General features: G+C 67.7%; 12 protein-coding genes (1 of these 12 cut by a window edge). 4 read left to right on the forward strand and 8 right to left on the reverse strand.

Translation table 11 applies throughout. The annotated features are described in order from the left end of the window. Window positions 1-189 precede the first annotated feature (189 nt). Window positions 190-1,992, forward strand: coding sequence for an NAD(P)/FAD-dependent oxidoreductase (locus tag EUB48_RS01780; RefSeq protein ID WP_142817344.1), 1,803 nt, complete (start codon window positions 190-192; stop codon window positions 1,990-1,992). 15 nt (window positions 1,993-2,007) lie between these two features. Here EUB48_RS01780 and EUB48_RS01785 read toward each other — a convergent pair whose 3' ends face one another. Genes EUB48_RS01785 through EUB48_RS01815 form a run of 7 tightly spaced genes read right to left on the reverse strand, consistent with a single transcriptional unit; the run spans window position 2,008 to window position 8,082 of the window. Continuing rightward, window positions 2,008-2,751: a histidine phosphatase family protein gene (locus tag EUB48_RS01785; RefSeq protein ID WP_142817345.1), complete on the reverse strand. Its 744-nt coding sequence runs from the start codon at window positions 2,749-2,751 to the stop codon at window positions 2,008-2,010. Window positions 2,752-2,801: 50 nt separating this feature from the next. After that, the gene (locus EUB48_RS01790; protein WP_142817346.1) at window positions 2,802-3,767 is read right to left on the reverse strand and encodes a threonine dehydratase; all 966 of its coding nucleotides are present in this window, start codon (window positions 3,765-3,767) and stop codon (window positions 2,802-2,804) included. Further along, window positions 3,764-4,429 carry a VOC family protein gene (locus tag EUB48_RS01795; RefSeq protein ID WP_142817347.1) on the reverse strand — a complete coding sequence of 222 codons (666 nt, stop codon included), beginning with the start codon at window positions 4,427-4,429 and terminating at the stop codon, window positions 3,764-3,766. Before EUB48_RS01795 ends, EUB48_RS01790 begins: the two co-directional genes overlap by 4 nt. Then, window positions 4,426-5,349: a PhzF family phenazine biosynthesis protein gene (locus EUB48_RS01800; RefSeq protein ID WP_142817348.1), complete on the reverse strand. Its 924-nt coding sequence runs from the start codon at window positions 5,347-5,349 to the stop codon at window positions 4,426-4,428. The genes EUB48_RS01795 and EUB48_RS01800 overlap by 4 nt, the downstream gene beginning before the upstream one ends. Window positions 5,350-5,354: 5 nt before the next feature. Beyond that, window positions 5,355-6,548, reverse strand: a complete 1,194-nt coding sequence (locus EUB48_RS01805) for an aminotransferase-like domain-containing protein (protein ID WP_142817349.1) — start codon at window positions 6,546-6,548, stop codon at window positions 5,355-5,357. Next, window positions 6,545-7,474 carry a DMT family transporter gene (locus tag EUB48_RS01810; protein WP_142817350.1) on the reverse strand — a complete coding sequence of 310 codons (930 nt, stop codon included), beginning with the start codon at window positions 7,472-7,474 and terminating at the stop codon, window positions 6,545-6,547. Before EUB48_RS01810 ends, EUB48_RS01805 begins: the two co-directional genes overlap by 4 nt. Beyond that, a complete protein-coding gene (locus EUB48_RS01815; protein ID WP_142817351.1) occupies window positions 7,471-8,082 on the reverse strand; it encodes a LysE family translocator in 612 nt (203 codons plus the stop codon). Before EUB48_RS01815 ends, EUB48_RS01810 begins: the two co-directional genes overlap by 4 nt. Window positions 8,083-8,259: 177 nt before the next feature. Between EUB48_RS01815 and EUB48_RS01820 the strand changes: the two genes are divergently transcribed. Then, the gene (locus EUB48_RS01820; RefSeq protein WP_142817352.1) at window positions 8,260-9,696 is read left to right on the forward strand and encodes an aminotransferase-like domain-containing protein; all 1,437 of its coding nucleotides are present in this window, start codon (window positions 8,260-8,262) and stop codon (window positions 9,694-9,696) included. 39 nt (window positions 9,697-9,735) lie between these two features. On the opposite strand, the gene EUB48_RS01825 is transcribed toward EUB48_RS01820, so the two are convergent. Further along, window positions 9,736-11,628, reverse strand: coding sequence for an ATP-binding cassette domain-containing protein (locus tag EUB48_RS01825; protein WP_142817353.1), 1,893 nt, complete (start codon window positions 11,626-11,628; stop codon window positions 9,736-9,738). A 114-nt stretch (window positions 11,629-11,742) separates the two neighbouring features. On the opposite strand from EUB48_RS01825, the gene EUB48_RS01830 reads away from it, so the two are divergent. Both EUB48_RS01830 and EUB48_RS01835 read left to right on the forward strand, forming a co-directional pair. Further along, window positions 11,743-12,261, forward strand: coding sequence for a (2Fe-2S)-binding protein (locus EUB48_RS01830; RefSeq protein ID WP_142817354.1), 519 nt, complete (start codon window positions 11,743-11,745; stop codon window positions 12,259-12,261). Next, window positions 12,258-14,504, forward strand: partial view of a xanthine dehydrogenase family protein molybdopterin-binding subunit gene (locus EUB48_RS01835; RefSeq protein WP_142817355.1) — the 5' portion only. 21 nt of this gene lie beyond the right edge of the window; 2,247 of the gene's 2,268 nt are visible here — the first part of the coding sequence; its start codon is at window positions 12,258-12,260; its stop codon lies off the right edge, out of view. The genes EUB48_RS01830 and EUB48_RS01835 overlap by 4 nt, the downstream gene beginning before the upstream one ends.

A 14,504-nucleotide genomic window follows, 5' to 3' on the forward strand; every position in this document is an offset into this window, starting at 1 on the left:
CACCTGTCTCAGTGTGACGCCTGCACACGCCAGTGTGTCGCACCGCAGCAGAGCTGCCGGGAGCGGGAAAATCCAATGCCATCAAGCAGTTAAGCGCCCGGGCCGGCGCGTTTGCACGACGGGCACGGGGCTTGCACTCCATGTCGGGCCGGGATCTTCCGGCGTTGCACATCACCGGAGACAAGAAGCATGACGGACAGTGTGAATTCACCGACCCAGCAGGCAGCGCAATGGCTGGCACAGCTGGCAGCGGCGCTGGGCCAGCGCGACATCAACGCCGCGCTGGCGCTGTTTGCCGACGAGAGTTATTGGCGCGATCTGGTCTCATGGACCTGGAACATCAGGACGATGGAGGGCAAGGACGCCATCCGCAGAATGCTCGATGCGCGCCTGGCCGACACCAAACCGTCGAACTTCGCATTGGAGGGCGAGGCGACCGAGGCCGACGGCGTGACGGACGCCTGGTTCACCTTCGAGACCGGTGTGGCGCGTGGCCGCGGCCACCTGCGGCTGAAGGATGGCAAGGCCTGGACCCTGCTGACGACCATGACCGAACTCAAGGGCTTCGAGGAGCGCAAGGGTGAGCACCGCATCAAGGGTGCCGAGCACGGCGTGCAAAAGGGCCGCAAGAGCTGGCTCGAGAAACGCCAGGAAGAAGCCGAAACCCTGGGAACAACCGAGCAGCCTTATGTGGTGATCGTCGGCGGCGGCCAGGGCGGCATTGCGCTGGGCGCGCGGCTGCGCCGGCTTGGCGTGCCGGCCATCATCGTCGAGAAGAACGAGAAGCCCGGCGACTCCTGGCGCAAGCGCTACAAGAGCCTGTGCCTGCACGACCCGGTGTGGTACGACCATCTGCCCTACCTGTCTTTTCCGGACGACTGGCCGGTGTTCGCGCCCAAGGACAAGGTTGGCGACTGGCTCGAGATGTACACCAAGGTGATGGAGCTGAACTACTGGGGCTCGACCACCGCCAAAAAGGCAAGGTACAACGAGGCCGCGCAGGAGTGGGAAGTGGTGGTCGAGCGCGCCGGCCGGGAGATCACGCTGCGGCCCAAGGAACTGGTGTTCGCGCTGGGGGTGTCGGGCCGTCCCAACGTGCCCAGGATCGCCGGTGCCGAGAACTTTAAGGGCGAGCAGCATCACTCCAGCCAGCACGCCGGACCCGAGGCCTACAAGGGCAAAAAATGTGTGGTGCTGGGCTCCAACAACTCGGCGCATGACATCTGCGCTGCACTCTGGGAAAACGGCGCCGACGTGACCATGATCCAGCGCAGTTCGACCCACATCGCGCCCTCGAATTCGCTGATGGAACTGGCGCTGGGCGGCCTGTATTCCGAGCAGGCGGTGAAAAATGGCATCGATCACCACAAGGCCGATCTGATCTTTGCCTCGGTGCCCTACAAGATCATGCACACCTTTCACATCCCGGTGTATGAGGAGATGAAGAAGCGCGATGCCGATCTGTATGCGCGGCTGGAGAAGGCCGGCTTCATGCTCGACTTCGGCGCGGACGGCTCCGGCCTGTTCATGAAATACCTGCGGCGCGGTTCGGGCTACTACATCGATGTGGGTGCCTCGGAACTGGTGGCCAACGGCAGCGTCAAGCTCAAGAGCGGCGTGAACATCGAGCGGGTCAATGAACACTCGGTCACGCTCTCCGACGGCACGGAACTGCCGGCCGACCTGCTGGTTTACGCGACGGGCTATGGTTCCATGAATGGCTGGCTGGCCGACCTCATCTCGCCGGAGATTGCCGACAAGGTGGGCAAGGTCTGGGGTCTTGGTTCGGACACGCCCAAGGACCCCGGTCCCTGGGAGGGCGAGCTGCGCAACATGTGGAAGCCGACCCAGGTGCCGCACCTGTGGTTTCACGGCGGCAACCTGCACCAGTCGCGCCACTACTCGCAGTTCCTGTCGCTGCAGCTCAAGGCGCGAAAAGAAGGCATCGAGACCCCGGTCTATGGGCAGGCCGAGGTGCATCACCTGCGTTAGTAGCGCATCACGGCTTCATGAATACGTGACCCAGTCCGCGTGCTCCGGCGCGTCCAGGTGCGGCAGGGTGTTGTAGGTCAGCAGCATGTGGCGCTTGGGCGTGAAGGCGAATTCGGTGACGGAGGCGTTGCGGATGCGCAGGTTCAGTTCGATCGTGGTCTCGGGCGTGGTGCCCAGCACATGGCCGACCGCGGTGGCAATCGGGCCGCCGCTGGAGACGATCAGCACCCGGCCGCCGTGGTGGCGGGCACGCACGTGGTCCAGCGCGCTGGTCACACCGGCCGCGAATTCCGTGTAGCTCGGCATACCCCTGGGGCTGACCACGCCTGCCATCCACTGGGCCAGACCATCGCGCAGCAGGCGGAAATGGTGCCGGTACATCTCGGGCGAGTCGGGCTTCTCCAGCTTGTGCGGATGGATTGCACCGATTACCGCTTCGCTGTCGTATTCATTCAAGCCGGGCCAGAGCAGCGCTTGCGGCATGAGCGGCGACGGGCCGCCCCTAGCCGCGAGGGCCCCCTCGGGGGGCAGCGAGGACACGTCAGTGCCGAGCGTGGGGGCCATTCCCTCGCAAATGCCTGCCCAGGTTTGCGCATGGCGGTGCAAGGTACCGGTCAGCACGGCATCAAACGTCAGGCCTTTTTGGCGGAAATACTCGCCGAGGCGCACGCTCTGCTTCTTGCCCAGATCGCTCAGTTGGTCGTAGTCTTCGGCGCCAAACGAGGCTTGGCCGTGGCGCACGAGGTAAAGGGTTCCCATGCCTGCAATTTAGGGCAAACGGGTCTGCGCCCCTTGTCCCGGGGGCGACCTCAAGCTGCGTTCAGAAGCACCTTGGCGACAGTCCCGCTGTCCACATTGCCGCCACTGAGCGCGACGCCGACGGCCTGCCCGGACAGTTGACCGCGCTCCTGCATGGCGCCGGCAAAGGCGGCGGCGCCCGCGCCCTCGGCCACGTTGTGGGTGGCGGTGTACAGGTCGCGCATGGCCTGCGCCACTTCCAGGTCGGTGACCTTGACGATGTGGTCGATGTGCGCGGCCAGGATGTCGAGCGCGACGGGGTCTGCGACGCGGCAGGCCATGCCGTCGGCCAGCACGGTGGTCACGGGCGCCTCCACCACGCGGCCCGCGGCCAGCGAATCGGCATAGGTGGTGGCGTGCGCGCTGACCACGCCGATGATCCTGGCCCGATGACCCAGCGCCAGCCTGGCGGCAATCGCCGCGCACGCGCCCGAACCCTGGCCGATCGGCACGTACACGACGTTGAGCTGTGGGGCCGCCTTGAAAAATTCCCACCAGTAGGTGCTGACGCCGCGCACCAGGTCCAGGTGGTAGCTCGGCACCATGTGGGCGCCGCGCCCCGCCGCCAGCCGCATGGCGAACTCGCGGCTTTCCTGGAAGTCCTGTCCGTGCTCGATCAACGCAACGCCGAGCGCGCGCATGGCCGCATTTTTCTCCAGCGAATTGCCGTGCGGAACCACGATGGTGCAGGCCACGCCATGCGCGCGCGCGGCCCAGCCGATGCTCTGGCCGTGGTTGCCGCGCGTGGCGCTGACGACCTCGCGCGGCAGCTCGCCGCGCTGGCGCAACTGGTCGAAATAAGTGAGCCCGCCGCGCAGCTTGAAGGCGCCCACCGGTGTATGGTTCTCATGCTTGACCCAGCACTCGGTGCCCAGCCGCTCGGACAGCAGCCCCCAGCGATACTGCGGCGTGGCCTGGAATTCGCGGTACACCACCCGGGCGGCGGCTTCGATGTCTGGCAGGGTGGGCAGGTTCATGAGTGGATTTCCAGCAGGCCGTCGGGAGTTTGCAGTTGGGCGGTGAGGCGCGCCGGCCCGGCCTCGATGGGCACATGCGCCAGTCCGATGGCGCGGTACGCGGCTCGCAGGGCGTCGGCCTCGGGGTGCACCACGCGCAAGCCATGCAGCGCAATGCCGCTGCCTGGCATGGTGTGTGACGGGTGTACGTCGCCCCACTGGATCAGTGTCGGCAGGCAACCGTCGAACAGGCGCTGGCCGTCGTCCCGCACGGTGATCTGCCAGCGCAAGGTGCCGCGGCTGGCCTGCAGCACGGCGCCGCGCTCGATGCCCAGCGCCTGCAGGGCGGCCACGGCTGGCTGGATGTCGGGCACACGGGCCACCCAGTGAATCAGTTGCGGCCCATGCTGCGCGACGCGTGCGCGCAAGGCCGCATCATCCATGTCAAACCAGCGTCTGGCCCCCGCCAGGAGTGCGTGGATTGCTCCTGGGTTGATAGCAATGATTTCGAGGTAAGCGCGCGGAAATTCGGGTGACGCCAGGCCCAAGACGCGGTTGTGCGTGCCCATCAGCGGGTGCTCGCCGCCCGGCCCGGGCGCGACGCCCAGCCGGTCCTCGCACCAGGCCACGCCTTCATCGAGGCTGGCCGCCATCACCACGAGGTGATCAAGGGCCGCGCTCACAGCGTCACCGTGCCTTCGATACAGGTTACCGACTCGCCGCCGACCCAGACCTGACCGCCTGCATCGCGCTCGATGTGCACGCGCCCGGCGCGGTCCAGGCAACTGCCCTGCGCCGCCAGGTAGCGCGCGGGTGCCAGGCCATCCGCAATCAGCCACTGTGCCAGGCTCGCATTGAAGCTGCCGGTGACGGGGTCCTCGTTGACGCCGAGCGGCGCGGCGAAGGCGCGCACCTCGAGGTCCGGTGCGGCCGCGGCGGGCTCGGTGCGGCCCGCAAAGGCACGTGCCTCGCGATTCGAGCGCGCTATCAAAGGCGTAGCGTATTGCGCAGAATAGGTGCCGGCTACGCCCACTTTTTGTCCCAAAGTTCTGAGCCGTGCGTGGTCGGGCGCGAGCGCCAGCACCGTGTCGCTGCTGTCCAGCCACAGGCCCAGCCAGACCGGGCCGTTGTCCAGCAGTTGCGCGGCCACGATCTGGGCCGGCCGCAGGCCCAATGCCTGGCTGACCTGGGCCAGCAGGGCCGGCGCCGGGTTGCTGCGCTGGAGCGGCGGTGCGGCAAACGCCAGCCGCTCGCCATCGCGGCGAATCTTCACCAAACCCACCTGGCATTCCTGCGTGATGATGTCAGCCGATTGCGGCTGGCCGCCCACCTGCAACCATGCATGGCAACTGCCCAGCGTTGGGTGCCCGGCAAAGGGCAGCTCGCCGCCGGGCGTGAAGATGCGCACCCGGTAGTCGGCGCCCGCTGCCCGGCCCGCCGCGGTCGGCTCCAGCACGAACGTGGTCTCCGACAGATTCGTCCAGCGCGCAAAACGCTGCATCTGCGCGTCGGCAAGGCCCGCGCCGTCCAGCACCACGGCCAGCGCGTTGCCGAGGTAGGGCTCGGCGGTGAACACATCGACCTGTTTGAACGGGCGCTGCATGGCGGCTACTTCTGGCCGGCGAGCCGGATGGCCTGTGCCAGCGCGGCCACGCCTATCCTGATTTCATCCACGCTGGCGGTCACGAAACTCAGGCGCAGGGTGCGCGGGTCGCCGTGGTCGGCATAGAACGCCGCGCCCGGCACAAAGGCCACGTTGTGCTCGACCGCCCTGGGCAGCAGCCGGACGGCGTCCATGCCCTCGGGCAGGCGCGCCCACAGGAACATGCCGCCGGCCGGGGTGTTCCAGCTCACGCCCGCGGGCATGTGCTCGCGCATCGCGGCCAGCATGGCGCCCTGCTGCGACTTGTACAGCGCGCGGATGCTGGGCACGTGGCGCTCCAGAAAACCGTCCGCCATGACTTCGGCCACCACGCGCTGGTTGAAGCCGGCGCTGTGCAGGTCGGCCGCCTGCTTGGCCTGCAGCAGCTTGGGGTACAGCCCCTTCGGCGCCACCAGGTAACCGAGCCGCAGCCCCGGCGCCAGCACCTTGGAAAACGAGCCGAGATACACGCAGCCGTCCGGGTTGCGCGCCGTCATGGGCGCGGGCGGCGGCGCGTCGAACCAGAGGTCGCCGTACGGGTTGTCTTCCACCAGCGGCAGGCCCAGTGCCGCCGCGCGCCCGGACAATGCCGCGCGGCGCGCCTCGGTCATGGTGCGGCCGGTCGGGTTCTGGAAGTTGGGCAGCACGTAGAGAAAGCGCGCGCCTTTGGCTTTGCGCTCCAGATCGTCGATCACCACGCCTTCGTCGTCGCTTTGCACGCTGACCACCTCGGGCTGCATCGGCGCGAAGGCCTGCAGCGCGCCCAGGTAGGTCGGGGTCTCCACCAGAATGCGGCTGCCTTCGTCGATCAGCACCTTGGCCAGCAGGTCCAGTCCCTGCTGCGAGCCGGTCGTGATCAGCACCTGCGCGGCGTCCGCCGGCCAGGGCAGCGCGGCGGCGACCATCTCGCGCAGCGGGCCGTAGCCCTCGCTGGCCGCGTACTGCAGCGAGGCGTGCGCATCCTCGCGCAGCACCTTGGCGCAGGCCGCGGCAAACTCGGCCACCGGAAAGGTCTTGGGCGAGGGCAGGCCGCCCGCAAAGCTGATGATGCCGGGCTTCTCGGTCACCTTCAGGATCTCGCGGATCACCGAGGGGTTCATTTTTTCGGCGCGGGCGGCCAGCTGCCAGAAGCCGGGTTGATCAAGCAGGTTCAAACTCATGGGATCACTCCAGTTGCCATTTTGGCGGCGGTTCCAACGGGCATTTTCTTGCCGATAAAGACGGTGGCGATGACCGCCAGCCCAAACGCGACCGTCACCGCGTCCAGCGTCTCGCCCAGCAGCGGCACGGCAAACAGCATGCTCAAAAACGGCTGGATCAGCTGCACCTGGCTCACGCGCACGGTGCCGCCGAGCGCAAGGCCCCGGTACCAGGCAAAAAAGCCGATCCACATCGAGAATACCGCCACATAGCCAAAGGCCCACCACGCCTGCGGTGTGATGACGCCCTGCGGCCACGCCGCGAGGACAGCCGGCAGGCTGAGGGGCAGGGCGATCACCAGCGCCCAGCAAATCACGTGGTCGGCGCGCATGCGGCCTGCGAGTTTGGCGCCCGCGCCATAGCTGACCGCGGCGCACAGCATGGCGAGCAGCAGCAGCGCGTCGGCCCAATGCACGCCCATGCCGGCGGACGAACTCGCGTTGCCCGCGTGCAGCATCGAAAAAGCCGCCACCAGCGCGCTGCCGACCACAGCGCAGAGCCAGAAGCCGGCCGAAGGGCGCTGGCGGTGCAGCCAGGCGCCGACCATGGCGGTGGCCAGCGGCAGCACGCCCAGCATGACGCTGGCATGCACTGCCTCCACATAGCGCATGGCGATCGAGGTGAACAGCGGAAAGCCGAACACGGCGCCCAGTGAGGTCGCCAGGATCAGCGGCCAGTCGCCGCGCCGCGGCCTTGGGGCGCGCGTGGCGAGCAGAAAAAACAGGCTCAGGATCCCCGCCACCGCGGCCCGGCCCATCGCGATGAACACGCCCGAGAGTTGCGGCTGCGCCACCGAGCCCACCGCCATGCGCGTCAGCGGCAGCGTGAGCGAGAAGATCAGCACGCCCAGCGTGCCGAGCCACAGGCCCTTGCTGGTGGCGTTCATACCGTGAGCATCCAGCCGGCGGTCAGCACCAGCACGGCGGCCATGGCGCGGTTGAACCAGCGCAGACGTCGCCCGGTCTGTGCCGGGCCGGCCAGCCAGTCGCGCAACAGCGAGCCCATCAGCGCGTAGCTCAGGGTGCTCGCGAAGGTAAAGACCAGCAGCACCGGCAGCACGATGGCAAAGCGCGCGCCCGGATGGTCGCGCCCGGCGATCCAGCCGCCCATGATGGCCAGTGCCAGCATCCAGCCCTTGATGTTCATGAACTGCAGGCTCGCGCCCTGCCAGAAACCGACGTTCATCTGCGCCGCATTGGCCGAGGCCAGTCCGGTGGCCTGGATCAACTTCCACGCCAGCCACAGCAAATAGGCCACGCCCACGATCTTCACGACCCAGCCCAGCAGCGGCAGCGCCAGCAGCAGCGCGCCCAGGCCGAGCGCACACACGCCCAGCAGCGCACCGAAGCCGATAGGCACCGAGCAGACAAAGGGCAGCGCGCGTTTGAGGCCGTGATTGGCCGCGAGTGCGGTGGACAGCGTGGTGTTCGGCCCCGGCGTGAAGCTCATGGCGGTGGAGAGCACCAGCAGCGCGGTGAATTCGGTGGCGTTCATGGAAGGTTCCGGATCGTGAGGGCGTGAAGGGCTTGCCTGTGCAGGCGTCCTACTTTATAGTCGAAACCAGTACACAACCAATACAGTTAATCGCCTCACTTGAGAATCTGTATGGTCCGCCTTGGCAGCACAGCGCCACTTTAACGCCTGCCCCAGCGGTCTTGCAAAGGTCTTGCCATGCTGATGAAAACCGCCGCCCAGTCGCTCACGGAGCAGCTCGCCACGCGCTTTGGCGAGCGCATCCGCAACCGCCTGCTGGCGCCCGGCGCGCGCCTGCCTTCCGTGCGCCAGTGCGCGCAGCAGCAGGGCGTGAGCCCGTCCACCGTGGTGGCGGCCTATGACCAGCTGCTCGCGCAGGGCCTGGTCGAGGCCCGCAAGAACCGCGGCTTTTTTGTGCGGGAAATGGCTGCAGCCCTTGATACGCATGCACCAGGCGCTATGAATCAAGTAGCGTCTGCAAAAATCACAGCCGGCGCACCCTCACCCCACGCACCGGTCAACGCCACCGCGCTGATCCGCGGCATGTTCCACGGCTCCAGCGACAAGCCGCAGCCCGGCATGGGCGTGTTGCCGCCGCAGTGGCTGGAGACCACCTTCATGCCGGCGGCGGTGCGCAAGGTCACCGGCACCCGCGCGCTGCAGGAGTTCTCGCTGCAATACGGTGAGCCCGCGGGCGACAGCGGCCTGCGCCGGTCGCTGTCCAAAAAGCTGGCGGGACTCAATGTGCCAGCGTTGCCGGCGCAGATCGTCACCACCGTGGGTGCCACCCATGCGCTCGACGTCGTGAGCCGCACGCTCTTGCGCCCCGGTGACCATGTGATGGTGGAGGAGCCCGGCTGGGCGGTTGAATTTGCGCGCCTGTCTGCGCTGGGCATGCGCATCCTGCCGGTGCCGCGCCGCGCCGACGGGCCTGACCTGGCCGTGATGGCGCAGTACTGCGCGGCGCATGCGCCCAAGCTGTTTGTCAGCGTCAGCGTGTTCCACAACCCGACCGGCTACTGCCTCACGCCGGGCAGCGCGCACCGCGTGCTGCAACTGGCCAACGAGCACAACTTCCATATCGTCGAAGACGACACCTACAGCCACCTGGCGCCCGTGCACGCCACCCGCCTGTGCGCGCTCGACGGCCTGCAGCGCACGATCTATGTCAGCGGCTTTGCCAAGATCCTGGCGCCCAACTGGCGCGTCGGCTTTCTGGCGGCGCCGCCCAACCTGGTCGAACGCCTGCTGGACACCAAGTTGCTGGCCACGCTGACCACGCCCGCGCTGCTGGAGAAGGCGCTGGCCTGGTGCATCGACCAGGGCCAGCTGCGGCGCCACGCCGAGCGCATCCGCACCCGGCTCGATCTGGCGCGCGCGCGCAGCGTGAAGCTGGCGCTGGCACACGGCTGCACCTTTGCGGCCGAGCCGGCCGGGCTGTTCGGTTGGGTCGAGACCGGTGTGGACACCGACGCGCTGTCGCAGCGCATGCTCGACGAGGGCTACCTGCTGGCGCCCGGCGCGCTGTTCCACGCCAGCCGCCAGCCCAGCACGCTGATGCGCATCAACTTCGCGACGACGCAGGAGGTGGCGTTCTGGAAGGTGTTCGCGCGGCTGCGCGATGCGATGAACTAAGTTTGTTGGTGTTTCAGGCCTTTAGCCCTTGCCGGCCGTTTAGGCCGCGCTGCCCAGCACTTCCCAGCGTTCCAGCGCGCTCATCAGTTCTTGCTCGATCTGCGCGTTGCGCGCGTTGAGCGCGGCGGCGCGTGCGGCATCGCTGGCGTACAGGCTGCCATCGGCCAGTTGCTCGGCAATCGACTGTTGTTCGGCCTCGAGCGCGGCAATCAGCGCGGGCAGGCCGTCCAGCTCGCGCTGTTCCTTGTAGCTCGGCTTCTTTTTTGATAGCGCAGCGCGCCCGTCGGTACTGGGTTTGGGGGCGATTTGACTCTGAACGGGCGCGGGTTGCACCTGCTGCGCCAGTTCGCGCGTGCGTTTGGACTGCACCAGCCAGTCCTGCACGCTGCCTTCGTATTCGCGCCAGAAGCCGGGGCGGGCGGGCTCGGCCTCGCAGGCGATGATGCTGGTGACCACGTTGTCCAGGAAGGTGCGGTCGTGGCTGACCAGGAACACCGTGCCTTCGTAGTTCTGCAGCAGGTCTTCGAGCAGCTCCAGCGTGTCGATGTCCAGGTCGTTGGTCGGCTCGTCGAGCACCAGCACATTTGCGGGGCGCGCGAACAGGCGCGCCAGCAGCAGCCGGTTGCGCTCGCCGCCCGACAGCGAGCGCACCGGCGAGTTGGCGCGCGCCGGCGAAAACAGGAAGTCGCCCAGGTAGCTCTTGACGTGCTTGCGCTGGTTGCCGATCTCGATCCACTCGCTGCCCGGGCTGATGAAGTCTTCCAGCGTGGCGTCCAGATCGAGCGTGTTGCGCATCTGGTCAAAATAGGCCACCTGCAGATTCGTGCCCTGGCGCAGGCGGCCACTGTCGGGCGCCAGCTCGCCCAGGATCAGTTTCAGCAGCGTGGTCTTGCCGGCGCCGTTCGGGCCCAGCAGGCCCACCTTGTCGCCGCGCAGGATGGTGGCGCTGAAATCCTTCACGATGATCTTGTCGCCGAAGGCCTTGCTGACGTGGCTCAGTTCGGCCACGATTTTGCCGCTCGACTGGCCGGTCGCGACGTCCAGGTTGACGCTGCCCAGCGCGTCACGCCGTGCCGCGCGGCTGGCGCGCATCGCCTGCAGGCGTCCGATGCGGCTCTGGCTGCGTGTGCGGCGCGCCTCCACGCCCTTGCGGATCCAGACTTCTTCCTGCGCCAGCAGCTTGTCGGCCTTGGCGCTGATGACGGCTTCCTGCGCCAGTTGATCTTCCTTTTGCAGCAGGTACTGGCCGAAGTTGCCGGGGTACGAGCGCAGTTGGCCGCGGTCCAGCTCGACGATGCGGGTCGCCACGCGGTCCAGGAAGCTGCGGTCGTGCGTGATGGTGACGATGCTGCCCTTGAAATCGACCAGCAAATCCTCCAGCCACTCGATCGAGTCCAGGTCCAGGTGGTTGGTCGGCTCGTCGAGCAGCAGCACATCGGGCTTGGCCACCAGCGCCTGCGCCAGCGCCACGCGCTTGCGGGTGCCGCCCGACAGGGTGCTGATGACAGCCTGCGGGTCCAGGTGCAGGCGGTGCAGGGTTTCCTCCACGCGCTGCTCCCAGTTCCAGGCGTCAAAGGCCTCGATCTGCGACTGCAGGGCATCCAGGTCGACCCCGTCGGCGCCCGACAAATATTGCTCCCGCACGGCAATCACCCCCGCCAGTCCTGCGCTGGCAGCTACGAAAACCGTAGCGTCGGGGTCAAGCACGGGCTCCTGCGCGACAAAGGCGATGCGCAGGCCCTGCTGCACCTGCAGCGTGCCGTCGTCGGGCTTTTCGAGCCCGCCCAGGATTTTGAGCAGCGAGGACTTGCCCGCGCCGTTGCGGCCGATCAGGCCCACACGTTCCGCGGATTCAAGGGAAAAGCCGGTTTTATCGAGCAGTGCGACGTGTCCAAAGGCCAGTTGGGCGTCGAGAAGGGTAATAAGTGCCATGTGGGGAGCGATTATCCGGTGCGTTTACCGGGAGCCCTCCCTATCGCCGCCATCAGGGGCGTTCTATAGTGGGTTGTCAGCGCCTTGGCGCGCCGCTTAACTTGAGGAGATCCTGTGGAATTGCAAATCAACGGCCAGCCGGTCCAGGTCGATGCCGATCCCAATATGCCGCTGCTGTGGGTGCTGCGCGATGTGTTGAATATGACGGGCACTAAATTCGGCTGCGGCGTGGCGGCCTGCGGCGCCTGCACCGTGCACATCGACGGCCAGGCCGTGCGCTCGTGCGTGCTGCCGGTGTCCGCAGTGGCGGGCAAGCGCATCCAGACCATCGAGGCGCTGGGCACGTCGCAGCAGCCGCATCCGCTGCAGGTGGCCTGGATTGCCGAACAGGTGCCGCAATGCGGCTACTGCCAGAGCGGCATGCTGATGGCCGCCGCGGCGCTGCTCGAAGCCAAGCCGCAGCCGACCGATGCCGACATCGACGAGGCCATGACGAATATCTGCCGCTGCGGCACCTACCAGCGGGTGCGCGCGGCGATTCACCGGGCGGCGGAGAGCCGCCCGCCAGCGCGTTCGCCCGCGGGCCTGCCCGCCGTGGCGGTGGCATTGCTCGATGCCGGGAGTCATTCATGAGGCGCCGCACCTGGTTGTTGAGCGCCGCGGGCACCGCCGGCGCGCTGGTGGTCGGCTGGAGCATCCTGCCCGCGCGCTCGCGCCTGGGCTCGCCGGATCTGATGCTGCCCGAGGCGGGCGACGTCGCGCTGAACGGCTGGATCAAGATCGCCGCGGACGGCAGTGTGGTGCTGGCGATGGCGCGCAGCGAGATGGGCCAGGGCGTGTACACCGCGCTGCCCATGCTGGCCGCGGAAGAGCTGGATGTGCCACTCGGCAGTGTCCGCATCGAGCAGGCAGGCTTCGACACGATCTATGGCAACGTCGCCATGCTGCAGGAGAGCCTGCCGTTCCATCCACTGGAGCTGGAGGCCGAGCCCCGGCCCCTCAAGGTCAGGCTGGGCCGCTGGATGGTGGGCAAGCTGGCGCGCGAACTGGGCATCAACGCCACCGGCGGCTCGTCCAGCGTGGCCGACATGTGGGACGTGCTGCGCGTGGCCGCAGCTTCGGCACGCGCATCGCTGCTGGGCGCCGCGTCAGCGCAGTGGAAGCTGCCGCTGGCCGAGCTGTCGGTGAAGGACGGGGTGGTGTCCCACCCCTCCGGCAAATCGGCCACCTATGGCAAGCTTGCGAAGTTCGCGGCGGCCACACCGCCGGGCGAGGTAAAACTCAAGGCCCGCAAGGACTGGACACTGATCGGCCGGCCCGCGCCGCGGCGCGACGTTCCCGCCAAGGTCGATGGCAGCGCGCGCTTCGGCCTCGACGCGCGCCCGCCCGGCCTGCTGTACGCCGCGATCCGCCTGTGCCCGATGCTGGGCGGCGCGCCCGGGCCGCTTGACGCCAAAGCCGCACTGGCCCTGCCGGGTGTGCAGCAACTGGTGCCGCTGCCCGCCTATGCCGGCTCGACCGCCGGCTTTGCCGTGGTGGGCCAAACCACCTGGCACGCGCGCCAGGGCGTGCAGGCCGTGCAGGTGCAGTGGCAGCAGCGCGCTGAGGGAGCGCTCGATTCGAAGCAGATCGAGGCCCAGATAGGCGCTGCACTGCGGGCGGAAAAAGGCATCACGTTTTTCAGCCAGGGCGACATAGCCGCGGCGGAAGCGAAGGCCGCGCGTCTGGTGGAGGCGTCTTATAGCGCGCCCTACCTGGCACACGCCACGATGGAGCCGATGAACTGCACGGCGCGGGTGCTGGACGGCAAGGTGGATGTGTGGGCGCCGACCCAGGCGCCCGGCCCGGCGCGCGCCATCGCGGCCAGGGTGGCGGGGGTGCCGGTGGACCGGGTCACGCTGCACGTGATGCTGCTGGGCGGCGGCTTTGGCCGGCGGCTGGATGTGGATTACGTGGCTCAGGCCGTGCGCGTGGCCATGGCGTGCGGCGGCCGCCCGGTGCAGCTCGCGTGGTCGCGCGAGGAAGACACGACGCACGATTTCTACCGGCCGATGAATGTCGCCATGCTGCGCGCCGCGCTCGATGGCCAGGGCCAGGTTCAGAGTCTGCGCATCAAATCGGCCGGCGACGCCATCACCCCGCGCTGGATGCAGCGTGCCATCCCCTACCTGTCGGGCCCGTTCGACCTGCCCGACAAGACCACGGACGAGGGCTTGTTCGACCAGTCCTACGGCTTTGCGCACCAGCACATGGCCCACGTGGCCACGCGCATGGGCGTGCCGGTGGGTTATTGGCGCTCGGTCGGGCATTCGCATAACGCCTTTTTCATCGAAAGCTTCATGGACGAGCTGGCCGCACAAACCCGCCAGGATCCAGTCGAATTCCGGCGCAAGTTGCTGCAGCAAACGCCGCGTTACCTGGCGGTGCTGGATCTGGCCGCGGCAAAAGCCGGCTGGGGCGGTGCGCTGGCGCCCGGGCGCGCGCGCGGCGTCGCGCTGCATGAGTCTTTCGGCTCCATCGTGGCGCAGGTGGTCGAAGTGTCGCTGCAGGACAGGGCGCCGCGCGTGCACCGCGTCGTCTGCGCCGTCGACTGCGGCACCGTCATCAACCCCAACATCGTGGCGCAGCAGATCGAAGGCGCGGTGATTTTCGGGCTGACGGCCGCGCTGTACAGCCGCGTCGACATCCAGGCCGGCAAGGTGCAGCAGAGCAACTTCCCAAACTATCCCATGGTGAAGCTGGCGCAGGCGCCGCTGGTGGAAACCTGGATCGTGCCCAGTGAGCGCTCGCCCGGCGGCGTGGGCGAGATCGGTGTGCCGCCGCTGGCGCCGGCCGTGGCCAATGCGCTGTTCGTGCTCACGGGCAAACGCGCCCGG

The organism is Rhodoferax sediminis (assembly GCF_006970865.1).
Lineage (GTDB): Bacteria > Pseudomonadota > Gammaproteobacteria > Burkholderiales > Burkholderiaceae_C > Rhodoferax_A > Rhodoferax_A sediminis.